Below are 22,424 nucleotides of genomic sequence, written 5' to 3'. Positions count from 1 at the left end.
CGGATCCCGGTAGGTTTCGGCCATGACCGAGTGGGACGTCAAGAAGCTCCGCATCCTGCGCACCCTGCGGGACCGGGGCACGGTGACCGCGACGGCCGAGGCCCTCCTGATGACCCCGTCGGCCGTCTCGCAGCAGCTCACGAACCTGGCCAAGCAGCTCGGTGTCCCCCTGCTGGAGGCGCAGGGCCGCCGCGTCCGGCTCACCGACGCCGCGCACCTCGTGCTGCGCCATGCCGAGGCGGTCTTCGCCCAGCTGGAGCGGGCCGATGCCGAGCTGACGGGCTATCTGCGCGGTGAGGCGGGACAGGTGCGGGTGGGCGCCTTCTCGACGGCTGTCCCCGCCCTCGTCGTACCGGCCGTCCGGCTCCTGGCCGAGGACCGCCGGCCGTCGCCCCAGGTGCGCGTACGGGAGACGGAGGCGGCGCAGGCGTACGAGCTGCTCTCGGCGGGCGAGGTGGACCTCGCGCTCTCCCTGGCGGCGCACGCCCCCACGGCCCGCGACCCCCGCTTCACCCTCGTACCGCTCCTGGCCGACCCGCTGGACGTGGCACTGCCCGCGGACCATCCCCTCGCCCGGACCCCGGGCCTCCGTCTGGCCGACCTCGCCGCCGAGCCCTGGATCTTCGGCGGTTCCGGTCCCTGGTCGCAGATCACCACCGCCGCCTGCGAAGCGGCCGGCTTCGTCCCCGAGCAGGCCCACAGCGCCTCCGGCTGGACCGCCATCCTCGCCATGGTGGAGGCGGGCATGGGCGTGGCGCTGATTCCCCGCATGGCGTCGGCCGCCGACCGGCCGCGCGAGGGTGTGGCCATGCGGGTCCTGGACGCCGACCGGCCGCGCCGCCACGTGGTGGCGGCGGTACGGCAGGGGGCCGAGCGGGGGCCGGCGGTGGCACGGGTGCTCACTGCGCTGCAGCACGTGGCCGTTAAGCAGAACTGAACGAACTGTACGAAAACTTTCGATGGACCTGATGGGTCTCTCCGTACGAGGGTCGTCGCATGACCTTCGACGCGAACGAGAGCACACTCCAGGACACCGACCCCCACGCCAATGACGCGGCCCCCTACGGCGGCGGCGACCCGTACGCCGACTACCGCACCGCCACCGGCCTCGCGTTCACCGACCTCGTCGACCTCGCGGACCGCCGCCTCGGCGCGGGCGTGATCGCCGCCGACGACGAGTTCTTCGCCGAGCGCGAGAACCTCCTGATCCGTGAACCCGCCGTCTTCGACCCCGAGCGGTTCGGCCACAAGGGCAAGATCATGGACGGCTGGGAGACCCGCCGCCGCCGTGGAGCGGACGCGGACCACCCCTTCCCCGCCCCCGGGGAGCACGACTGGGCGATCGTCCGCCTGGGCGCCCCCGGCATCATCCGCGGCATCGTCGTCGACACGGCCCACTTCCGCGGCAACTACCCGCAGCGCGTCTCGGTCCAGGCGACGGCCGTCGAAGGCGCCCCGAGCCCCGAGCAGCTCCTCGCGGACGACGTGAAGTGGGAGGAGATCGTCCCGCAGACCCCCGTACGCGGCCACGCGGCCAACGCCTTCGAGATCTCCGGCGACCGGCGGTACACCCACGTCCGCCTCTGCCAGCACCCCGACGGCGGCATCGCCCGCCTCCGCGTCCACGGCGAGGTCGTCCCCGACCCGGCCTGGCTCGCCGCGCTGGGCACGGTCGACCTGCTCTCGATCCTCAACGGCGGTACGTACGAGGACGCCTCCGACCGCTTCTACTCCTCACCGGAACAGATCATCCTGCCCGGTACCTCCCGCAAGATGGACGACGGCTGGGAGAACCGCCGACGCCGGGTCCGCGACACGAACGACTGGGTGCGCTTCCGGCTGCCCGCCCAGGGCGCGGTGCGCGCCGTCGAGATCGACACGGCCTGCCTCAAGGGCAACGCCGCGGGCTGGATCGCCCTCCACGGCAGGGACGGCGACACGGGCGAGTGGTTCGAGATCCTCCCGCGCACCCGGCTCCAGCCGGACACCCTGCACCGCTTCGTCCTGGACACCGAGGCCGTGCTCACCCACGCCCGCCTCGACACCTTCCCCGACGGCGGCGTGGCCCGGATGCGCCTGCACGGCACGCCGACGGAAGCGGGAGCGGCCGAACTGGCCCGCCGCTACGAGGAGTCGGCCGGCTGACGGCCGCGCCCCCGGCCGACTCCCCCCGGCCCCGCCCGGCGGACGGCTGCGCGACAGCGCCTGCCCGCCGGGCGGTTTCCACCGCCTACGCGGTCGCTGCCGCCGAGTCGGCAGCCTGAGCCCTGAGCGCGCGCTCGACGCCCGCCCTGGACTCCGACATCAGCCGGCGCAGCGCAGCGCTCGGCTCGGCCGAGTCCAGCCACGCGTCCGTGGCGTCCAGCGTGGCCCCGGAGACCTGGAGGGCCGGGTACAGGCCGACCGCGATCTGCTGGGCCATCTCGTGGCTGCGCGAGTCCCAGACGTCCTTCACCGCGGCGAAGAACTTCTCCGTGTACGGGGCGAGGAGCTCACGCTGGTCGGTCTGGACGAAACCGCCGATGACCGCCTCCTGGAGGGCGTTCGGCAGCTTGTCGGACTCGACGACCGAGGCCCACGCCTCGGCCTTCGCCTCCGCGGACGGCTGCGCCGCACGTGCGGTCGACGCGTGGCGCTCGCCCGCGGCCGTCCTGTCGCGCTCGTACTCGGCGGCGATCTCCTCCTCGTCCAGGAGGCCCGTCGCGGCGAGCCGCTGCACGAACGCCCAGCGCAGCTCCGTGTCGACGGCCAGACCCTCGATCTCCTCCGTGCCGTCCAGCAGGGACTGCAGCAGGTCGAGCTGCTGGGGGTTGCGCGCCGTGGCCGCGAAGGCACGGGCCCAGGCCAGCTGGTGGTCGCTGCCCGGCTCCGCCGCGCGCAGGTGCGCGAGCGTCGCCTCGGTCCACTGGGTCAGACCCGCCTCGCGCCACTCCGGCGCCGCGTACAGGTCCAGTGCCAGCTTCACCTGGCGGTGCAGCGACTGGACGACGCCGATGTCCGTCTCCTTGCTGATCCCGGAGAGGACCAGCGCCAGGTAGTCGCGTGCCGGCAGCTCGGCGTCCCGCGTCATGTCCCAGGCGGAGGCCCAGCTCAGGGCGCGGGGGAGGGACTCGGAGAAGTCGCCGAGGTGCTCCGTGACGACGGCCAGCGACTCCTCGTCGAGGCGGACCTTCGCGTACGACAGGTCGTCGTCGTTGAGCAGGACGACCGCCGGGCGCGCCGTGCCCGCCGGGAACGGCACGGTCGTGCGCTCGCCGTCCACGTCCAGCTCGATCCGGTTCGTACGGACCAGCTTCCCGGCCGCGTCGAGGTCGTAGCAGCCGATCGCGATCCGGTGCGGACGCAGCGTCGGCTCGCCCTTCGCGCCGACGGGGAGGGCGGGGGCCTCCTGGAGAACGGTGAACGAGGAGACGTGGCCGTTCGCGTCCGTCTCGATCTCCGGGCGCAGGATGTTGATGCCGGCCGTCTCCAGCCATGCCTTCGACCAGGTCTTCAGGTCACGGCCGGAGGTCTCCTCCAGCGCGCCCAGCAGGTCCGAAAGGCGCGTGTTCCCGAAGGCGTGGGCCTTGAAGTACGCCTGGACGCCCTTGAAGAACGCGTCCTTGCCGACGTACGCCACGAGCTGCTTCAGGACCGAGGCGCCCTTCGCGTACGTGATCCCGTCGAAGTTCACCAGGACGTCGTCGAGGTCCCGGATGTCCGCCATGATCGGGTGCGTCGAGGGCAGCTGGTCCTGCCGGTACGCCCACGTCTTCATGGAGTTGGCGAACGTGGTCCAGGAGTGCGGCCACTTCGATCCCTCGGCATCCGCCTGGCACGCGATGGAGGTGTACGTGGCGAACGACTCGTTCAGCCAGAGGTCGTTCCACCACTCCATGGTGACCAGGTCGCCGAACCACATGTGGGCCAGCTCGTGGAGGATCGTCTCGGCGCGCGTCTCGTACGCGGCGTCCGTGACCTTCGAACGGAACACGTACTGGTCGCGGATGGTGACCGCGCCCGCGTTCTCCATCGCGCCCGCGTTGAACTCCGGGACGAAGAGCTGGTCGTACTTGGCGAAGGGGTACGCGTAGTCGAACTTCTCCTGGAACCAGTCGAAGCCCTGCCGCGTGACCGCGAAGATGTCGTCCGCGTCGAGGTACTCGGCGAGCGACGGACGGCAGTAGATGCCGAGCGGCACCGACTGGCCGTCCTTCTCGTAGCTGCTGTGCACCGCGTGGTACGGGCCCGCGATCAGGGCCGTGATGTACGTGGAGATGCGCGGCGTCGGCTCGAAGGACCAGATGTCGTCCTTCGGCTCCGGCGTCGGCGAGTTGGAGATCACGGTCCAGCCGGACGGCGCCTTCACGGTGAAGGTGAAGGTCGCCTTCAGGTCGGGCTGCTCGAAGCTGGCGAACACCCTGCGGGCGTCCGGCACCTCGAACTGGGTGTAGAGGTAGGCCTGCTCGTCGACCGGGTCGACGAACCGGTGCAGTCCCTCACCGGTGTTCGTGTACGAGCAGTCGGCGACGACCTTCAGCTCGTTGGTACCCGCCCGCAGATGCGGCAGCGTGATCCTGGAGTCGCGGAAGACGGCGGCGACGTCCAGCGCCTTGCCGTTCAGCACGACGTCGTGCACGGCCGGGGCGACCAGGTCGATGAAGGTCTCCGCACCGGCCTCGGCGGAGTCGAAGCGCACGGTGGTGACGGACCGGTAGGAGCCGCCCTCCTGCGCTCCGGACAGATCGAGATCGATCTCGTACGCGTCCACGGTCAGCAGGCGCGCCCGCTCCTGTGCCTCTTCGCGGGTCAGATTCGTGCCAGGCACGCGGTCATCTCCTTGATATGCGATGTTTTTGGCCATCCTTCCACGTGGGGTACGCGCAGCGCGATGTCCGTTTTCCGCCGGACCGGTGGAGACGTTCGGGCCACCCTCGGAGCATGACCACCTATGAGGCACGACCGATCGCCCCCACCGCCCTCGACGAGCTCCGCAAGACGGACGACGCGGACCGTCCCTGCGTCCCGTACACGGCGACGGAGGGCGGCGAACCCCTGCGCTGCTGCCTGCGCGCCGCCGGGCCGGGGGAGCGGATCGCCCTCGTCTCGTACGCCCCGCTGAGGCGCTGGGCGGCGGAGACCTGGGCCCGGCCGGGGGCGTACGACGAGCAGGGCCCGGTCTTCATCCACGCCGAGGAGTGCGAGGGGCCGGCGGCGGACCCGGACGGCTACCCGTTCGCGCGGGCGGGCGCGCTGCGCACGGTCCGCCGCTACGACGCGGACGGCCACATCGTCGGCGGCCGGCTGCTGGAGATCCCGGCCGACGAGGAGCGTGGCTTCGACGAGGCCCTCGCGGAAGCCTTCGCCGACCCGGAGGTGGCGCTGGTGCACGTACGGGCCGTGGAGTACGGGTGCTTCCACTTCGAGGTGCGACGCGGGTAGTACCCGCACCTTCCTGCTCCGGTAGCCAACTAGTTCCTACCATTGGTAGGATTGAGGGCATGAAGATCAGTGTGAGCTTGCCGCAGGAGGATGTTGCCTTCGTCGACGAGTACGCCGCGAAGACCGAGGCGGACTCCCGGTCGGCGGTGATACACGCCGCCATCGAGCTGCTGCGCGAGGCCGGGCTCGAAGCGGAGTACACCGAGGCGTTCGAGGAGTGGGACGCGAGCGAGGATGCGGCCCTCTGGGACCGCACGGTCGGAGACGGAATCGCTGATGCGTAGAGGTGACATTCACCTGGTCGATCTCGAACCTGCCAGGGGCAGCGAGGCCAACAAGGTCAGACCGGCCGTGATCGTGTCCAACAACGCCGCCAACCAGTCCGTCGAGTCGAACGGCCGCGGTGTGATCACTGTCGTGCCCCTGACGTCGAACACCGCACGTGTGCTCACATTCCAGGCGCTTCTCAGGTCTGCGGAGAGCGGGCTGCCGAGAGACTCGAAGGTTCAGTGCGAGCAGGTCCGGGCCGTCTCCCTGGATCGCGTACTGAAGCGCATCGGTACCGTCCCCCGCCAGCGCATGACGGATATCGACGCGGCTCTGCGGCGGCACCTCGCCCTCTGAGGCATGCGAAAGGGCGGCCCCGGACACCGGGGCCGCCCTTTCAGAGGGGGAGGGTCAGCCCTTCAGCTCCGCCGCCACCAGCTCCGCGATCTGCACCGCGTTCAGCGCCGCGCCCTTGCGCAGGTTGTCGTTGGAGACGAAGAGGGCGAGGCCGTGCTCGACGGTCTCGTCGACCCGGATGCGGCCCACGTAGGAGGCGTCCTGGCCGGCCGCCTGGAGCGGCGTCGGGATCTCGGAGAGCTCGACACCCTCGGCGTCCTTCAGCAGCTCGTAGGCGCGCTCGACGCTGATCGGACGGGCGAACCGGGCGTTGATCTGCAGGGAGTGGCCGGAGAAGACCGGGACCCGGACGCAGGTGCCGGACACCTTGAGCTCCGGGATCTCCAGGATCTTGCGGGACTCGTTGCGGAGCTTCTGCTCCTCGTCCGTCTCGAACGAACCGTCGTCGACGATCGAGCCGGCGAGCGGCAGTACGTTGAAGGCGATCGGACGCTTGTAGACACCCGGCTCGGGGAAGTCGACCGCGCTGCCGTCGTGCGTGAGCTTGTCCGCGTCGGCGACGACCTTGGACACCTGGCCGTGCAGCTCCGCGACACCGGCGACACCGGAACCCGACACCGCCTGGTACGTGGCGACGGTCAGGGTCTCCAGACCTGCCTCCGCGTGCAGCGGGCGCAGCACGGGCATGGCGGCCATCGTCGTGCAGTTCGGGTTGGCGATGATGCCCTTGGGGCGGTTGCCGATCGCGTGCGCGTTGACCTCGGAGACCACCAGCGGGACCTCGGGGTCCTTACGCCAGGCGGAGGAGTTGTCGATCACGACGGCACCCTGGGCGGCGACCTTCTCGGCCAGGGCCTTCGACGTCGCGCCCCCCGCGGAGAACAGCACGATGTCCAGACCCGTGTAATCGGCCGTGGAGGCGTCCTCGACGGTGATGTCGGTGCCCTCGTAGACGATCGTGGAGCCCGCGGAGCGGGCGGAGGCGAAGAGCCGCAGTTCGGCGACGGGGAACTTCCGCTCGGCCAGGATCCTGCGCATGACTGTGCCGACCTGACCGGTGGCGCCGACGATTCCGACCTTCACAGGGACTCCTTCAAACGTACGAACGGGCACGGTTGCCAGTCCATGATGCGTATGTCCCCGCCCACCTTGTCCAATCCATTGTCCGGCCCTCGGACGGCGACCGTCCACGGCGGGCGAACGTTCTGCCGCGCTCCCGCGTCAGAGGGGAAACACATTCAGGGGGAGGCACTCCTTGCTGGGAAGGAAGGCTGCCGGCGCGGGGGACGACCCCCTGGGCCCGGCACAGGTGAACCGTGTCAGGGCGGTTCTTTCACTGGGCGGAGTTCCGTACTCCGACCTGCAGGACGGTGTGCAACAGATACGGCTGCGCCTCCTGGAGCGCTCGGCGAGCGGCCGGGAAGCCCCTCGCGAGATCGGCGCCTGGGCGGCCGTGGTCGCCTCGAACCTGGCCGCCGACTGGCACCGGAGCAGGAACCGACAGGAACGGGTGGGCGCCCGGCTCGCCGCGCTGAGCCCGGCCGACCCCGGCACCGAGGGTGGTCAGGAGGCACGCCTGCTGGCTCTCACGGTGGCCGAGGGACTGGACGAACTTCCCGCACCGCAGCGCCAGGCCCTGGTCCTGCGGTTCTACGCGGACCTCTCGGTACCGCAGATCGCGGCGGAGCTGGGCATCCCCGAGGGAACGGTCAAGAGCCGCCTGCACGCGGCGGCCCGAGCGATGCGCGAGCGGCTCGCGCGGGTTCACGCGGACGAGGTGGTGTGACGATGGACACGGATGGGTCCGACGAGCTGATGGCCGTACTGCTGGGGCGGTCCGCGCCCGACCCGGGCGACGCGCCGGCCGCTGCGCGGTACGACGCCGCGAGGCGTGACATGACGGAGCTGCGCGAGCAGCTGCACCTCATCGGGGACCGGCTGGCCGCCCCGGACGGCGCACCGGGCACCCTCACGCCTTCGCGTTCCCGGTGGGTGCGGAAGGGGCCACTGGCGCTCGCCGCCTCCGTGGTGATCGCCGCATGCCTGGCCGGGACAGGAATCCTCTGGTCGGTCGCGCAGCCGTCCGGGGAGCACGGCGACGCCAAACTGACCGAGGAGGGCCTGATGGCCTGCGCGCGGGTCGTCGCGGACGGCACGGTCAGCCGGACGGAACGGGTCGGCGGCCTCGTACGGGTCGTGCTGACGGTCGACCGGTACCTCAAGCCCGACAAGGGGCCCCGGGAGACCTCGTTCGTCGTCACGGGCGAGGAGGAGGAGTACTTCCGGCCGGGCACGCCCATGGTCGTGATCGTCTCGCGCTTCCCTGGCGAGGGGGTCGATTCCTTCACCGGTGCGGACCGGGCCACCGCCTGGCAGTGGATGTCGGCCGCGCTGCCCGCCTCGCGCACCCTGGAATGCACGGACCCCGGATGACGCACAGCGGGGCGGGAGCTCCCGGAAGAGCGCCCGCCCCGCTGCTCAGGTACTTCGGACCGCTACGGCGTGACCTTCTCGATCACGACGCTGCCGGTGCCCGCGGCGGTGCCGCGGGAGTTCACCAGGTGCACCTCGCCGAAGAACTGACGGCCCTCGGGAGCCGCTCCGGCGACCACGACCTCGGCGCCGACCTGCGCGGACGCGCCGTTGGCCAGGGTCACGACCTTCGACTCGTCGACGTTGATCGCGCCGAGCGACGGTGCGTAGTACACATCGCGGTAGTCGTACTCGGTGGTCCCGGCCGGAACCGCGTAGCCGTCGATGACGACGGTGTACGTACCGGCAGCCGGCTTCACCAGGCTGACCGACTCCTCGGAACCGGCCGTCGTGGACGCACCGACCTCCGTGTCGCCGTTGTAGACGTACAGGTCGATGTCGGCGTTGGCGTCCGACGTGCCACCGATGGCGAAGTCGAGCTTCTCGACGCCCTCACCGATGGTGACCGTGGTCTCGTACGTCTCACCCGTGGAGATCGACGGACGCTCGACCTTGGCCGAACCCAGCGAGCCGCCCTTGAGCGAGCCCTCGAGGTCACCGGCGTTGTTGGTGACCGTCCAGTCCACCGCGGCCGGGGTGCCGATCTTCGCCTCGGCGATGGTCTTCACCGCCGGGTCGAAGGACGCGCCGAGCAGCGAGACATCCAGCTTGTACGGGTTGTCCAGCAGCGGCGACGTACGACGGGACTCGACCTCGATCTCCCAGACGCCGGGCTGCGGGGCCTTGTAGGACCGCGTGTCCGGACGGCAGGTGTTGGCCGGGTTCTCGTAGTTCGGGTAGCAGAAGATCGTGGAGCTGTCCTCCACCGCGACCCCGTAGGGGTGGATGGAGATGAACCGCGTCTGGCTGCCCGAGCGCAGGGCGCTCATCGCGACCTCGAGCGTCTCCGCGCCCTCCGGGACGTTCACGAAGTACGACGTGGTGCCGTTGCGCTGCACCGAGCCGGTCGTCGAGAACGCGTAACCCGGCTTCACCAGGTCCTTGGAGACGATGACGGTGGCCAGGATCTGCTGGTCCACGCCGACGGTCTTGGAGTCGTCCACCTGCAGGATCGCGCTGTGCACACCGGCGGTGCCGGGCTTCGCCTCGACCTTGACGGTCACGGGCTTGCCGAGCGGCAGCGAGACGGTGCTCGAACCGGTCAGCTTGAAGGTGCCGTCGTTGTTCTTCCACGACAGCTTGTGCGCGACGGCGCGGTCCGGACCCGTGGTGCGGGTGACGGTGACGTCGTACGACTTCTTCTGGCCGGCCTTGAGGCCGCCCTCACGGTCGTACAGGCCGGTGCCGAAGCCCGGGGTCTTCAGCGCGAAGTCGATCGCGGTGTCGACCGGGGCCTTCACCGAGAACTCGTGCGCCGGGGTGCCCTGCTTCTCGATCTGCTTCCAGGCGCCGACGATGTTGATCAGACCGGCACCCTGGGCGTGCGCGGGCACGCCGTCGATGTGGGTGGCGGTGCTGGTCAGCGCGGTGCGCAGGTCTGCCGGGGGCAGCTCGATGTTCTTCTGCTTCGCGGCGGACAGGAGCAGCGCCGTGGCGCCGGCGGCCTGCGGCGAGGACATCGAGGTGCCCTGCAGCATGGAGTAACCGGCGGGCAGCGTGTAACCCGCCTCCTTGACCGGACCGCCGGGGAACCAGGTCTGGGTGGTGTTGATGGACGCACCCGGAGCCGTCAGGATCGGCGCGAAGCCGCCGTCCTCACGCGGACCGCGCGAGGAGAAGGGCAGCATGTCGTACTTCTTGGTGACGTTCGAGCCGTAGTTCGCGGCCCAGGTCTCCTTGGAGATGGACGCGCCGACCGAGATGACGTGGTCGGCGAGGCCGGGGTCACCGATCGTGTTGACACCCGGGCCCTCGTTGCCGGCCGAGATGACCAGCTGGACGCCGTAGATGTCGATGAGCCGCTTGTAGAGCTCGGCGCGCGCGTTGTTGCCGTCGTTGAGCGGCGGCAGGCCGCCGATCGACATGTTGACGACGTCGACACCGCGGTTCACGACGAGGTCGATCATGCCCTCGGTCAGCGCGATGTTGGTGCAGCCGCCGGACCAGGTGCAGGCACGCGAGGAGACGACCTTGGCGCCGGGCGCCGCGCCGTTCATCTTGCCGCCGAACAGGCCGTTGGCCGCGGTGATGCCCGCGACGTGCGTGCCGTGCTCGCTCTCGATGACACCGATGTTGACGTAGTCGGCCTTGGTGCCGGCCGCGTCGAAGACGACGTCCTTGCGGGTCTCGACGACGAACGGGATGCGCTCGACGATCTGCGTCGCCGGGTTGTCCGTGCCGAAGTAGCCGACCTGGTGCTTGTCCTTGTACGGCTGGAGCGCGGCGTCGTTGCCGAAGTTCGCGTCGTCGTTCAGGTCGACGCGGACGGTACCGGCGGTCGGGTCGTAGAGCACGGCCCACTTGTCGGTGGTGTCGCCGTCCCGGTTCAGGTCCCCGGCCATGTCGCCACCCAGGGTGGCGGCCTCGGAGAAGATCTGGATCTTGTAGGACCCCTCCGGTGCCGAGTAGGTGCGGCCGGCGATGGTGAACGTCGGGCCCGCCACGGCGGCGGTCATCCGCAGCCAGGTGCGGTCGCCGTCGCTCACGGGGTCGGTGGCCGTCACCCAGTCGACGATCTTGCGCTCGCCGGTGGTGGTCTTCTGCAGCGCCGGGTGCGCGATGTCGACACCGGAGTCCAGGACACCGATGGTGATACCGCGGCCGTCGGCCTTCGGGTGCTGCTGGACGAAGTCGACCGCACCCGTCTCGAACGACGGGTTGTACGGGTTCTTCGCCGGCGTGTTCTTGCCGGGCGCCGGGTAACTGCCCGTGGACTTCGTCTGCTTCGCACCGGCGGCCCGGTCGCCCGAGGGCGTCGGGTCGTCGAGCTTGATCTCCTGCTTGAGATCGATGCCGTACACCGACGAGAGCTTCTGGGCCGCCTTGATGGTGGCCTCGGCCGTCGCGGTCGGTACGGTCGCCCGGACGTAGCCGAGCTTGTCGTACGTCTGTCCCAGCACGGACCCCTTGACGGCGTCCAGTTGCTCGGTGACCTGCTCGGTCGCACCGGGGGCGGTGGCGACCATCATCGTGATGTTCTTCTCGCCCTTGGCCTCGGCCTTCGCCAGCACATCGGCGTCGGCCTCACCGAGCTTGTCGCCCTTGTCGCTGGTGGCGGCAGGCTTCACCGGCGTGGTCACCGGGGCGTCGGCGGCGAAGACCGGGGCGGCGCCGGAGGCGGCCAGTGCGGCCACCAGACCGGCGGCGGCCGCGATGCGCGCCGCGCGTCTCGCCCCGGGTATGGAGCTGGGGGATTCCTTGGTCATCAGCATCCCTGTAGGTGAAAGAAAGAGAGAGTTCGGAATTCGGTACCGGATGACCGGTCAGCCTTTCTTAAAAGGCAGGGGTTTGTGGAGACTTGACGGCGGCGAGTAGTGGACATGGCGTACATTCGCCACCGGTGCTGATGCGTCATGTGGGACGAAAAGGGTGAATGTTCCGCTCATCGCGGCAGGACCACCACGTACGCGGCCGGTTCGCGGTCGTCCGCCGCCATCAGGGCCGTGCGCACCACCACAGCCTGCTGCGCCATCCTCTCGCGCAGCTTCTTCGCCGTGACGCGGACGACGGTCACCCCCAGCCGCTCCAGGTGCTCCCGTTCCGCGGTGTACGTGACGTGCTCCTGGCGGGGGCTGCGGGTGCCGAGTTCGAGCGCGACCGCCTGCTCCGGCCAGTACGCGTCCACCCCGCCCAGGAACGTGCCGCCCTGCAGGTACAGATCCACGTTCCACAGCGGTTCCGGCAGGCCGTAGCTGCGCACCATGCCGTACAGCCGGTCCTCCGCCACCGCCCTGCCCTCCAGGAGCAGCGCGTCGACGGCCTCCACCACATGGGGCCTGCCCAGCAGCTTGGCGGCACTCAACTCCCGTACGACCGTCGCCGGTTCGCAGTGACCGCCGCGCACCGCCTCCGTCAGCATCCGGCGCACCGTGGGGGCATCGGTGAGCCCGGCCACCGCATCCGCCAGGGCCCGCTCCACCGGGGCCACGGGCACTCCGAGCCGCCGGTCGGGCGCGGGGAGCGAGGCCGCCCGCTTCACACCGACGAAGCGGGTGGAGCGCAGCCGCCTCGTGCGCGGCACCAGCACGTCGATCCGGTGGAGGGCGATCATCGGCGGCGCGGACGCGAAACCGTGCAGGGCCAGCGCCGCCAGCCCGGTGACCATCGCCTCGCCGTACCCCGGACCGGACTGGGCCGGTACGGTCCGCCGCGCGGAGACCGGTGGCCGGCCGGCGTACAGCAGGGCGCCGTGCAGGCGCTCCTGGCTCGTGGGCGGGCCCGGGTGCAGGAGGTACACGCCGGGCAGCAACTGCTGCCACGGCCCGCCCGGCAGGCACTGTGCTGCGGTCTGCGCGGCGGACACGCCCTGGGCGCGCAACTGCGCCGCGGACTGGACGCGTTGACGCACATCGTGAAGGGGGCGAGGGGGCAGCGGGGTGTTCTGGGTCATGCCCCGGAGGTTTCCGTACCTCTCAGGAGCGCTGACCCCTGTTACGAAGCCGTCGGCATTTCAGGACAACGCCGTCCTAAAGTACGGCAGTTCGACTGCCGAAAAGAGCGGTCGCGCCGGGGATTGTGCGGCGGCCGCCCCGTACAGATGTGCGGGGCGACCGCGTCACCACATCAGGCCGCGGCGTCGCACTCCTGGCCGCGCAGCGCCCGCGCGAGGTCGTCCCGGGCCTCCAGGACCAGCCGCCGCAGCGCCGGCGCCGCGTCCGGGCGGGAGGTCAGCCACGCGTCCGTCGCCGTCAGCGTCGCGGGGTCGTCCTGCAGCCCCGGGAACAGGCCCTTGACGACGTCCATGCCGATCTGGATGGACCGCTCGGCCCACACCCGCTCGATCGCCTCGAAGTACGAGGCCGTGTACGGCGCCAGCAGCTCGCGCTGGGAGGGCTGCACGAAGCCGGCGATCGTCGCCCCGACGAGCGCGTTGGACAGCTTGTCCGACTCCACGACCGCCGCCCACGCCTGAGCCTTGACCGCGGCCGAGGGGCGCGAGGCCAGGCACCGGACGTGGTGGCGCTTGCCGGACGCCGTGTCGTCACGGGCCAGTTCGGCGTCGATGGCCGGCTCGTCGGCCACCCCGTGCGAGGCCAGCGGCGACAGGAACGCCCAGCGCAGCTCCTGGTCGACATCCAGGCCCTCGATCACGGCCGTGTCGTCCAGCAGTGCCGTCAGCAGCTGGAAGTCCGCCTCCGAGGTGGCGACCGCCGCGAAGAACCGCGCCCAGGTCAGCTGGTGCTGACCGCCCGGCTCCGCGAGGCGCAGCTCCCGCAGCGCGCCCTCGGCCAGCGCCCGGCCGCCCTCCTCGCGCCACGCCGGAGCGGCGTAGTGCACGAGCGCGGACTGGGCCCAGGCGTGCAGCATCTGGAGCACGCCGATGTCCGACTCCCGGCCGGCGAACGCCAGGACCAGGGAGACGAAGTCGCGGGCCGGCAGCAGTGCGTCCCGGGTCAGGTTCCACAGCGCGGACCAGCACAGCGCGCGGGCCAGCGGGTCGGTGATGTCGCCCAGGTGCTCCCGCAGGGTGGTCAGGGATCCCTCGTCGAAGCGGACCTTGCAGTACGTGAGGTCGTCGTCGTTGACCAGGACGAGGTCGGGCTTCTCGGCCCCCGCCAGCTCCGTGACCACGGTGTGCGGCCCGGCGACGTCCACCTCGGCGCGGGCGTACCGCACCAGGTCACCCGCGGGGGTGCGACGGTACAGGCCCACCGCGACCCGGTGCGGGCGCAGTTCGGGGTGGGAGTCGGCGGCCCCCTGGAGCACCACCAGCTCCGTGATCCGGTCCGCGGCGTCGTACGTCACCGCCGGCGTCAGGACGTTGACGCCCGCCGTCTGCAGCCAGGACCGGGACCAGGACGTCATGTCGCGCCCCGACGTCTCGGCGAGCACCGACAGCAGGTCGCCCAGCTGTGTGTTGCCGTACGCGTGCTGCTTGAAGTAGCGGCGCGCACCCTCCAGGAACGCGTCCCGTCCCACGTACGCGACCAGCTGCTTGAGCACCGAGGCGCCCTTGGCGTACGTGATGCCGTCGAAGTTCAGCTTGGCGTCCTCCAGGTCACGGATGTCGGCCGTGATCGGGTGCGTGGACGGCAGCTGGTCGGCGCGGTACGCCCAGGCCTTGCGGTTGTTGGCGAAGGTGATCCAGCCGTTGGTGAAGCGGGTGGCCTCCACCATCGAGAACGACCCCATGAAGTCGGCGAAGGACTCCTTCAGCCACAGGTCGTCCCACCACTGCATGGTGACCAGGTCGCCGAACCACATGTGCGCCATCTCGTGCAGGATGGTGTTGGCACGGCGCTCGTAGGACGCCGAGGTGACCTTGCCGCGGTAGATGTACTCCTCGCGGAAGGTGACACAGCCCGGGTTCTCCATGGCGCCGATGTTGTACTCGGGCACGAAGGCCTGGTCGTACTTCCCGAACGGGTACGGGTAGTCGAAGTGGTCGTGGAAGAAGTCCAGGCCCTGCTTGGTGATCAGGAAGATGTCGTCCGCGTCGAAGTGCCGCGCGAGCCCCTTGCGGCACATCGCGCCCAGGGGGATCTCCAGCTTCGAACCGTCGTCGAACGTACGGGTGTAGAGGTCGCTCTCGCAGTGGTACGGACCCGCCACGACCGTCGTGATGTACGTCGAGATGGGCTTCGTCTCAACGAACCGCCACGCCTCGCCCTCGTGGAACTCCTCGGCGCCGTTCGACCGGACCGTCCACCCCTCGGGCGCGGTGACCTCGAAGCGGTAGGGGGCCTTCAGGTCGGGCTGCTCGAAGTTCGTGTAGACGCGCCGGGCGTCGGCCGGCTCGTAATGCGTGTAGAGGTAGACCTCGCCGTCCTCCGGGTCGACGAAGCGGTGCATGCCCTCGCCGGTCCGGCTGTACGCGCACTGCGCGTCGACCACCAGGACGTTCTCGCCCGCTGCGAGGCCGTCCAGTGCGATCCGGGCGCCGTCGAAGACGGCCGCCGGGTCCAGGGCCTTCCCGTTCAGCGTCACCGCGGTCACGGCCGGGGCCACCAGGTCGGCGAAGGTCGAGGCCCCCGCACGCGCGGCGCGGAAGCGGATCGTGGTCAGCGAGCGGAACGTGCGCGGACCGGCGCTCCCGTCGGGCTCACCGACAGCGGAACGCAGGTCGAGAGCGACCTCGTAACCGTCGACGGTCAGCAGCTCGGCCCGCTCACGGGCCTCGTCGCGGGACAGGTTCTCACCGGGCACGGAACACTCCTTTGTGTCTCATTCGAACAGCTTTGATCCTCGCACGCGGCCCAGGACCCCGGCACCCGGGAATGGCCGGAGCGCCCCGTGGCGTTCTGGAACTCAGGTGCGAGACGACCTCATGAGGAGACACATGCCCGAGAACAGCACGTCGAACGGCAGGACCCCGGCGGACTTCTGGTTCGACCCGCTCTGCCCCTGGGCCTGGATGACCTCACGCTGGATGCTGGAAGTGGAGAAGGTCCGCGACGTCGAGGTCCGCTGGCACGTGATGAGCCTGGCCGTGCTCAACGAGGACAGGCTGGACGAGCTGCCCGAGGAGTACCGGGACATGCTGGCGAACAAGGCGTGGGGCCCGGTCCGGGTCGTCGTCGCCGCCCAGCAGGAGCACGGCGACGCTGTCGTCGGCCCCCTTTACACAGCGCTCGGTACCCGCTTCCACAACAAGGGCGAGGGCCCGACCCGCGAGGCCGTCGTGGGTGCCCTCGAAGATGTCGGCCTGCCGGTGGAGCTCGCGGAGTACGCGGACTCGGACCGTTACGACAAGGAGCTGCGCGCCTCCCACAAGGAGGGCATCGAGAAGGTCGGGCAGGACGTCGGCACGCCGGTCATCGCCGTGCCGGGCGCCGACGGCGAGCAGATCGCCTTCTTCGGCCCGGTCGTGACCCCCGCCCCCAAGGGCGAGGACGCGGCGAAGCTGTGGGACGGCACGCTGCTGGTCGCGTCGGTCCCCGGCTTCTACGAGATAAAGCGGACCCGTACGCAGGGCCCGTCCTTCGACTGACGTACCCGCCCGACCCCGCACGGCCGATATGGAAGAACCCCCGCGAGTCATGTCCTCGCGGGGGTTCCTCTTTGATCCGCCTGCCGGGTGAAGGTTGAGAAGACGATCACGAGGCAGGACGTCAGGGCACCGTCAGGGAGCGAGCAGGAGTACGTCCGCGCGCTCCTTGGCGGCGGCGTACCGCTTCGCCACGTCCTGCCAGTTGACGACCCGCCACATCGCCTCGATGAAGTCGACCTTCTGGTTCTTGTACTGGAGGTAGAAGGCGTGCTCCCAGGCGTCGAAGACCAGGATCGGGACCGAGCCCTGGCCGACGTTGCCCTGGTGGTCGTAGACCTGTTCGACGATCAGCCGGCCGCTGACCGGCTCGTAGGCGAGGACGCCCCAGCCGGAGCCCTGCGTGGTGGCCGCGGCCTTCGTCAGCTGGGACTTGAAGCCGGCGTACGAGCCGAAGGACTCGGCGATCGCGTCGGCGAGGTCGCCCACACCGTCCGCCGCGAGGGGCTCGCCGCCGCCGTCGCCGGTCATGTTGTGCCAGTAGATCGAGTGCAGGATGTGGCCGGAGAGATGAAACGCGAGGTTCTTCTGGAGGCCGTTGATCGCGCCCCAGGCCTCCTTGTCGCGGGCCTCTTCCAGCTGCTCCAGGGTGTCGTTCGCGCCCTTGACGTACGCGGCGTGGTGCTTGGCGTGGTGGAGCTCGACGATCTGCGGGTTGATGACCGGTTCGAGCGCCGCGTAGTCGTACGGGAGTTCCGGAAGCGTGTACGTGGCCATAAGTTCGAACCCTCCAACTGCTGTCCTGTTGTTATTGCAAGTTGTTCGCAATTGCAGGCTAGCAGGAGGAGGGTCCGAAAGTGATCAGCCCCTGGTCCTAGGACCCCAGACCGTCGCGCGCGGCCGCAGCAAGGTCGGGGAAGTCGGTGACGACCGCGTCCACGCCCTGCCCGAAGTGGAAGGCGTACTCGGCGAACGCGTCCCCGAAGTCGTCGGGCGCGGCGCCCCTTCGGTACGGGGCCGGAAGGTACTGGTTCTCCGCGCGGAAGGTGTACGCACCGACCTTCAGCCCTGCCGCGTGCGCATCGGCCAGCAGGGTCAGCGGCGGGACGAGCGAGGACTTGTCCGGGCCGATCCACTGCGCGTACGAGGCGATCTCGCGCAGCCCGGCCGGCGTCATCATCTCCTTGTACGTGACCGGGTGGCCGTACGGGCCACCGCTCGTTCCCAGCGCCTGCCACAGCGGAAGACCGAGCCGGGCCTCGGCCACCCGGTGCAGGCTGGACGGCTCGAAGGACTGGACGACGCAGTCGCGGGCGGTGAGGCGGTTGCGCCGGATCACCCGTATCAGTTCGGGCTCCAGCGGCAGGCCGATCGAGCGGAAGTACGTCGGGTGCTTCGTCTCGGGGAAGACCGCGATCCGGCGGCGGTGCTCCCTGGACAGGGTGCGGGCCAGATCGACGACCTCCTGGAACGTCATGATCCGCTCGCGGCCGTCGAAGACCGTGTTGCGGTTACGGATCAGCGGCAGCCGCTCCACGGCGCGCAGCGTCTTCAGCTCCGCCAGGGTGAAGTCCTCGGTGAACCAGCCGGTGACGGCCCTGCCGTCGACCGTCTTCGTGGTGCGGCGGCCGGCGAACTCCGGGTGCCCGGCCACATCCGTCGTGCCGGAGATCTCGTTCTCGTGACGCACGACCAGGACGTGGTCCTTCGTCGGGACGAGGTCGGGCTCGATCCAGTCGGCTCCGGCCCGCACCCCGAAGGTGTAGGCGGCGGCGGTGTGTTCGGGCCGCCAGCCGGCGGCGCCGCGATGGCCGATGACGACGGGCCCGTGGGGGCGTCCGGGGTTGGACGACGCGGCGGCGGGGGTCGCGGCGGCGGCCGACACCGCGGCCGTGGCCAGGAGGATCGAACGGCGTCTCGGGTGCTGGGACATGCGAGCTCCTCGTGCGGGCCGGATCAGGCGGAGGAACCACCAAAGCCACGAGGGGTTACAGCAGGGCGGACAGAGGCTTGCCACCTCATGTACGGACGTGGGTAGGGCCGTTGGCGGGCGTCGAACGCCGGCGGCGCGGAACGGGGGACGGTGCCGGATGAAGGCCCGAAAGGGCCGCCCCGAGGAAGCTCAGCTGCCCGGCTGAGCGGAGCCCTCGGGTGCGGCCGCCTCCAGTTCGTCGATGCTGCCCGACATGATCGTGCGGACATGCTCGGTGATGTGCTCGGCGGGCCAGTCCCACCACGCGACGGCGAGAAGCCGGGCGATGTCCGCGTCGTCGTACCGGGTACGGATCAGCTTCGCCGGGTTGCCGCCGACGATCCCGTAGTCCGGGACATCGGCCGTGACCACGGCGTCGGCGGCGATGATCGCGCCGTTCCCGATCCGTACGCCCGGCATCACCGTCGCCCGGTAGCCGAACCAGACGTCGTGGCCGACCACCGTGTCGCCCCGGACCGGCAGGCCGGTCAGCAGGTCGAAGTGGTCAGCCCAGGAGCCGCCCAGGGTGGGGAACGGGAACGTCGACGGGCCGTCCATGCGGTGGTTGGCGCCGTTCATGATGAACCGCACCCCGGTCCCCAGCGCGCAGAACCTGCCGATGACGAGCTTCTCCGGACCGTAGTGGTACAGCACGTTGCGGGTCTCGAACGCGGTCGCGTCATCGGGGTCGTCGTAGTACGAGTACGCGCCCACCTCGATGAGGGCCGACTTGACCAGGGGCTTCAGCTGCACCACCCGGGGCTGGCCGGGCATCGGGTGGAGCACGGTCGGGTCGGCGGGGACGAGGCTCATGCGGGCACTCTCCCAGAAGTCCCGTGCAGTGTGCACGGGACTTTCAGGCACGTGATCCTCAGGCGCGCGGTTCGCGCCCCGCACGCTTCTGCCGGATGAGGCCGGTCACGATCAGCGCCGCGGTCAGCGCCCCGGTCGCCAGCAGCTGGTCCCGCGTGTCGGGCTGACGCAGCATCAGGAAGAAGATGCCGGCCATGGCGAGCAGAGCCACGATCGTCAGGACCGGGAAGAGCCACATGCGCACGACGAGCTTCTCGGGCGCCTCGCGCTCCATCCGGCTGCGCAGGATCAGCTGGGAGACGGCGATGAAGATCCAGACGACCAGGATCACCGCGCCGATCATGTTGAGCAGCCACGGGAAGACGTCATCCGGACGCCAGTAGCTGAGCAGCACGCACAGGAAACCGAACACGGAGGAGACGAGCACGGCGTTGCGCGGCACACCGGACGAGATCGTGCCGATGCGCTTCGGCCCCTGGCCGCGTGCGACGAGCGAGCAGGCCATGCGCGAGGCGCCGTAGATGTTGGCGTTCATCGCGGAGAGCAGGGCGACCAGGATGACCACGTTCATGATCTCCGCGGCGCCGCTGATGCCGAGGTGGTCGAGTGCCGCGTAGAACGGGCCGACCTCGGCGACCGCCGGGTCGTCCCACGGGACGAGGGCGACGATGACCGCCATCGAGCCGACGTAGAAGACCGCGATCCGCCACATCGCCGTGCGCACGGCCTTGGCGACGCCCTGAACCGGGTTCTCCGACTCGGCCGCGGCGATGGTGACGGTCTCCAGACCGCCGTACGCGAAGACGGACGCGAGCAGTCCGATGATGAACCCGTCGGAGCCGTTCGGCAGGAGCCCGCCCTCTCCGGTGAGGTTCGAGCCGCCGGGCGAGTCCGTCCCGGGCAGCACGCCGAGGAGCGCGAGTACGCCGAGCACGAGGAAGAGCGTGATCGCGACGACCTTGAGCGCCGCGAACCAGAATTCGAACTCGCCGAAGTTCTTCACAGCGGCGAGGTTCGTGCCGAGGAAGACCAGCATGAACAGGGCGACCCAGGCCCACTCGGGCGTACCCGGCAGCCAGCCCGTGACGATCTTCGCGGCGCCGATGCCCTCCAGGCCGACGGCGACACAGAGCAGCACCCAGAACGACCACCCTGCGGTGAAGCCCGCCCACGGTCCGATCGCCCGCTCGGCGTGTACGGAGAAGGATCCCGACGCCGGATTGGCGGCCGACATCTCGCCGAGCATCCGCATCACGAACATGACCAGCAGACCGGAGATGCCGTACGCGATGACGATCGACGGACCTGCGGCGGCGATCCCGGCGCCGGAGCCGACGAACAGGCCGGCGCCGATGACACCGCCCAGGGCGATCATCGACAGATGGCGCTGCTTGAGCCCGTGGGTGAGCGCGGAGTCGACGGTGGGCGTGGTGTCCGTGGGGGGCGGCGCGGAAGTCCGGGACATCGGCAGGCTCTGTTCGCTGGTGGGACAGGGGACGGCCCACAGTCTGAGCATGCTGACCGTCCACAAGGAACCGTTGTCCGCTATACGGTCACCGGGCTCACACATGGTGCACACCCGAGTACGTGCTGACCGCGGGTCAGGCCCTGCGTGCCCGGAACTCCCGCACCCCTGCCACGAGCAGCACCAGCCCGGTGGCCCCCGCCGACCACAGGACCTGGGAGCGTGCCGCGTCATCGGTGAGCATCAGCAGCAGGACACCCAGCAGACCGGCCAGGGTCAGCCAGGTCAGCCAGGGGAAGCACCACATCTTCAGGGTCAGGGCCCCTGGCGCCTCACGCTCGATGCGCCGGCGCAGGCGCAACTGCGAGGCGGCGATCAGGGCCCAGACGAACAGCAGGACCGCACCGACCGAGTTGAGCAGGTAGAGGAAGACCGTGTCGGGCCACTTCAGATTGAGCAGTACGGAGACGAAGCCGAAGGCGACCGAGGCCAGTACGGCCCGCCGCGGCACCCCGCCGGCGCCGCCCCCCGAGACCTTGAGCAGCCCGCGCGGGGCCTCGCCGCGCTCGGCCAGCGAGAAGACCATCCGGGAGGCCCCGTACAGGTTGGCGTTGAGCGCCGAGAGCAGCGCCACGAAGACCACGATGTTCATGATCTGCCCGGCCGACGGCACCCCGACGGCGTCCAGGACCTTCACATACGGGCTGAGCCCCGCCTGCTGGGCTGTCCACGGCAGCACCGTCACGATGACCAGCATCGAACCGACGTAGAAGAAGAGGACGCGCACCATCGCGCTGCGCACCGCACGGCCCACCGCGCGCGCCGGGTCGTCGGTCTCGGCGGCGGCGATCGTCACGACCTCCAGCCCGCCGAAGGCGAAGACGACGGTGAGTACGCCGGAGACGACCCCGTCCCAGCCGTTCGGCAGGAAGCCGCCCTGTCCGGTGAGGTTGGTCATCCCGACCGGAGAGGTGTCCGGGAGGATGCCGAAGACGGCCAGCAGCCCGAGCACCAGGAAGGCCACGATGGCCGTCACCTTGAGCGCGGCGAACCAGAACTCGAACTCGCCGAAGTTCTTCACGGCCGTCAGGTTGGCCACGGTGAAGACCACCATGAACACCAGCACCCAGAGCCACTGATCCACCGCGGGTACCCACCCGTGAGCGATCTGTGCGGCCGCCGTCGCCTCCACGGCGAGCACGACCACCAGCAGGAACCAGTACAGCCAGCCCACACTGAAGCCCGCCCAGCGGCCCAGAGCGCGTTCCGCGTGGACGGAGAAGGAACCGGACGTGGGCATCGCCGCGGACATCTCGCCGAGCATCCGCATCACCAGCATCGCGAGCGCGCCCGCGATCAGGTACGAGACGACGATGGCGGGGCCCGCGACGGCGATGCCGGCGCCCGAGCCGACGAACAGCCCGGCGCCGATCACTCCGCCCAGCCCGAGCATGGTCAGGTGGCGCTGCTTCAGACCGTGGGCCAGGGGCTCCGGCTGCAGGGGGGAGGGTGCGGGGGGAAGGGCGTCGTGCATGAGGTGCGGGTCACTCTCGGATCATTTATGGGGAACCTACAGTCTCACGGGCCACCGGCCCTTCCCGCGCAGGGTG

18 protein-coding genes are annotated in these 22,424 nt (G+C 70.1%); 8 read left to right on the top strand and 10 right to left on the bottom strand.

The genetic code is table 11. The annotated features are described in order from the left end of the window. Positions 1–22 precede the first annotated feature (22 nt). A complete protein-coding gene (locus tag ACFW9O_RS09990) occupies positions 23–937 on the top strand; it encodes a LysR family transcriptional regulator (protein ID WP_384607062.1) in 915 nt (304 codons plus the stop codon). A gap of 59 nt (positions 938–996) precedes the next feature. Then, entirely contained in the window at positions 997–2,145 is a 1,149-nt protein-coding gene (gene alc, locus ACFW9O_RS09985; protein ID WP_384607059.1) for an allantoicase, read from the top strand. An 85-nt stretch (positions 2,146–2,230) separates the two neighbouring features. Here the strand turns inward: alc and pepN (ACFW9O_RS09980) are convergent, their stop codons facing one another. Beyond that, a complete protein-coding gene (pepN, locus tag ACFW9O_RS09980) occupies positions 2,231–4,807 on the bottom strand; it encodes an aminopeptidase N (RefSeq protein ID WP_384607056.1) in 2,577 nt (858 codons plus the stop codon). Positions 4,808–4,920: 113 nt separating this feature from the next. On the opposite strand from pepN (ACFW9O_RS09980), the gene ACFW9O_RS09975 reads away from it, so the two are divergent. From ACFW9O_RS09975 to ACFW9O_RS09965, 3 genes are read left to right on the top strand one after another with little or no spacing between them, the layout of a single operon-like run. Continuing rightward, positions 4,921–5,421 (top strand): DUF1203 domain-containing protein, encoded by a 501-nt coding sequence (locus ACFW9O_RS09975; RefSeq protein ID WP_384607053.1) that lies wholly within the window; start codon positions 4,921–4,923, stop codon positions 5,419–5,421. A 59-nt stretch (positions 5,422–5,480) separates the two neighbouring features. Beyond that, positions 5,481–5,705, top strand: coding sequence for a ribbon-helix-helix domain-containing protein (locus ACFW9O_RS09970; RefSeq protein WP_362841971.1), 225 nt, complete (start codon positions 5,481–5,483; stop codon positions 5,703–5,705). After that, positions 5,698–6,045 (top strand): type II toxin-antitoxin system PemK/MazF family toxin, encoded by a 348-nt coding sequence (locus ACFW9O_RS09965; RefSeq protein WP_351166787.1) that lies wholly within the window; start codon positions 5,698–5,700, stop codon positions 6,043–6,045. The genes ACFW9O_RS09970 and ACFW9O_RS09965 overlap by 8 nt, the downstream gene beginning before the upstream one ends. A gap of 54 nt (positions 6,046–6,099) precedes the next feature. Here the strand turns inward: ACFW9O_RS09965 and ACFW9O_RS09960 are convergent, their stop codons facing one another. Further along, on the bottom strand, positions 6,100–7,128 hold the full coding sequence (locus ACFW9O_RS09960) for an aspartate-semialdehyde dehydrogenase (protein WP_384607049.1): 1,029 nt from the start codon (positions 7,126–7,128) through the stop codon (positions 6,100–6,102). 172 nt (positions 7,129–7,300) lie between these two features. Here ACFW9O_RS09960 and ACFW9O_RS09955 point away from each other — a divergent pair, with 172 nt between their 5' ends. Beyond that, positions 7,301–7,831: an RNA polymerase sigma factor gene (locus ACFW9O_RS09955; protein ID WP_384607046.1), complete on the top strand. Its 531-nt coding sequence runs from the start codon at positions 7,301–7,303 to the stop codon at positions 7,829–7,831. A 2-nt stretch (positions 7,832–7,833) separates the two neighbouring features. Next, on the top strand, positions 7,834–8,478 hold the full coding sequence (locus ACFW9O_RS09950) for a hypothetical protein (protein ID WP_384607043.1): 645 nt from the start codon (positions 7,834–7,836) through the stop codon (positions 8,476–8,478). A gap of 62 nt (positions 8,479–8,540) precedes the next feature. Here ACFW9O_RS09950 and ACFW9O_RS09945 read toward each other — a convergent pair whose 3' ends face one another. The 3 genes from ACFW9O_RS09945 to pepN (ACFW9O_RS09935) all read right to left on the bottom strand — a co-directional run bounded on the left by ACFW9O_RS09945 (position 8,541) and on the right by pepN (ACFW9O_RS09935) (position 15,783). After that, the gene (locus ACFW9O_RS09945; protein ID WP_384607041.1) at positions 8,541–11,849 is read right to left on the bottom strand and encodes a S8 family serine peptidase; all 3,309 of its coding nucleotides are present in this window, start codon (positions 11,847–11,849) and stop codon (positions 8,541–8,543) included. A 170-nt stretch (positions 11,850–12,019) separates the two neighbouring features. Further along, on the bottom strand, positions 12,020–13,027 hold the full coding sequence (locus ACFW9O_RS09940) for a hypothetical protein (RefSeq protein ID WP_351166777.1): 1,008 nt from the start codon (positions 13,025–13,027) through the stop codon (positions 12,020–12,022). 173 nt (positions 13,028–13,200) lie between these two features. After that, positions 13,201–15,783 carry an aminopeptidase N gene (gene pepN, locus ACFW9O_RS09935; protein WP_384607038.1) on the bottom strand — a complete coding sequence of 861 codons (2,583 nt, stop codon included), beginning with the start codon at positions 15,781–15,783 and terminating at the stop codon, positions 13,201–13,203. 133 nt (positions 15,784–15,916) lie between these two features. Here pepN (ACFW9O_RS09935) and ACFW9O_RS09930 point away from each other — a divergent pair, with 133 nt between their 5' ends. Then, positions 15,917–16,567: a DsbA family protein gene (locus ACFW9O_RS09930; protein WP_384607035.1), complete on the top strand. Its 651-nt coding sequence runs from the start codon at positions 15,917–15,919 to the stop codon at positions 16,565–16,567. A 132-nt stretch (positions 16,568–16,699) separates the two neighbouring features. On the opposite strand, the gene ACFW9O_RS09925 is transcribed toward ACFW9O_RS09930, so the two are convergent. The 5 genes from ACFW9O_RS09925 to ACFW9O_RS09905 all read right to left on the bottom strand — a co-directional run bounded on the left by ACFW9O_RS09925 (position 16,700) and on the right by ACFW9O_RS09905 (position 22,348). Beyond that, positions 16,700–17,341, bottom strand: a complete 642-nt coding sequence (locus tag ACFW9O_RS09925) for a superoxide dismutase (RefSeq protein WP_384607032.1) — start codon at positions 17,339–17,341, stop codon at positions 16,700–16,702. Between the two features lie 97 nt (positions 17,342–17,438). Beyond that, entirely contained in the window at positions 17,439–18,497 is a 1,059-nt protein-coding gene (locus ACFW9O_RS09920) for a glycerophosphodiester phosphodiesterase family protein (protein ID WP_384607030.1), read from the bottom strand. A gap of 189 nt (positions 18,498–18,686) precedes the next feature. Then, positions 18,687–19,349: a CatB-related O-acetyltransferase gene (locus ACFW9O_RS09915; protein ID WP_384607027.1), complete on the bottom strand. Its 663-nt coding sequence runs from the start codon at positions 19,347–19,349 to the stop codon at positions 18,687–18,689. Between the two features lie 58 nt (positions 19,350–19,407). Further along, a complete protein-coding gene (locus ACFW9O_RS09910; RefSeq protein ID WP_384607024.1) occupies positions 19,408–20,814 on the bottom strand; it encodes an amino acid permease in 1,407 nt (468 codons plus the stop codon). Positions 20,815–20,950: 136 nt separating this feature from the next. After that, positions 20,951–22,348, bottom strand: a complete 1,398-nt coding sequence (locus tag ACFW9O_RS09905; RefSeq protein ID WP_384607021.1) for an amino acid permease — start codon at positions 22,346–22,348, stop codon at positions 20,951–20,953. Between the last annotated feature and the right edge of the window lie 76 nt (positions 22,349–22,424).

This window comes from Streptomyces sp. NPDC059499, from assembly GCF_042749285.1.
Lineage (GTDB): Bacteria > Actinomycetota > Actinomycetes > Streptomycetales > Streptomycetaceae > Streptomyces.
Note: the sequence above shows the minus strand (reverse complement) of the source record. Positions and strands in the feature narration are given on the sequence as shown.

Excerpts from the sequence above, each read along its gene's own strand:
- alc (WP_384607059.1), top strand. The coding sequence starts at position 997 with ATGACCTTCGACGCGAACGAGAGCACACTCCAGGACACCGACCCCCAC.
- ACFW9O_RS09965 (WP_351166787.1), top strand. The coding sequence starts at position 5,698 with ATGCGTAGAGGTGACATTCACCTGGTCGATCTCGAACCTGCCAGGGGC.
- ACFW9O_RS09945 (WP_384607041.1), bottom strand. The coding sequence starts at position 11,849 with ATGCTGATGACCAAGGAATCCCCCAGCTCCATACCCGGGGCGAGACGC.
- ACFW9O_RS09905 (WP_384607021.1), bottom strand. The coding sequence starts at position 22,348 with ATGCACGACGCCCTTCCCCCCGCACCCTCCCCCCTGCAGCCGGAGCCC.
- ACFW9O_RS09915 (WP_384607027.1), bottom strand. The coding sequence starts at position 19,349 with ATGAGCCTCGTCCCCGCCGACCCGACCGTGCTCCACCCGATGCCCGGC.
- ACFW9O_RS09920 (WP_384607030.1), bottom strand. The coding sequence starts at position 18,497 with ATGTCCCAGCACCCGAGACGCCGTTCGATCCTCCTGGCCACGGCCGCG.
- ACFW9O_RS09990 (WP_384607062.1), top strand. The coding sequence starts at position 23 with ATGACCGAGTGGGACGTCAAGAAGCTCCGCATCCTGCGCACCCTGCGG.
- ACFW9O_RS09930 (WP_384607035.1), top strand. The coding sequence starts at position 15,917 with ATGCCCGAGAACAGCACGTCGAACGGCAGGACCCCGGCGGACTTCTGG.
- ACFW9O_RS09940 (WP_351166777.1), bottom strand. The coding sequence starts at position 13,027 with ATGACCCAGAACACCCCGCTGCCCCCTCGCCCCCTTCACGATGTGCGT.
- ACFW9O_RS09975 (WP_384607053.1), top strand. The coding sequence starts at position 4,921 with ATGACCACCTATGAGGCACGACCGATCGCCCCCACCGCCCTCGACGAG.
- ACFW9O_RS09925 (WP_384607032.1), bottom strand. The coding sequence starts at position 17,341 with ATGGCCACGTACACGCTTCCGGAACTCCCGTACGACTACGCGGCGCTC.
- ACFW9O_RS09950 (WP_384607043.1), top strand. The coding sequence starts at position 7,834 with ATGGACACGGATGGGTCCGACGAGCTGATGGCCGTACTGCTGGGGCGG.
- ACFW9O_RS09910 (WP_384607024.1), bottom strand. The coding sequence starts at position 20,814 with ATGTCCCGGACTTCCGCGCCGCCCCCCACGGACACCACGCCCACCGTC.
- ACFW9O_RS09970 (WP_362841971.1), top strand. The coding sequence starts at position 5,481 with ATGAAGATCAGTGTGAGCTTGCCGCAGGAGGATGTTGCCTTCGTCGAC.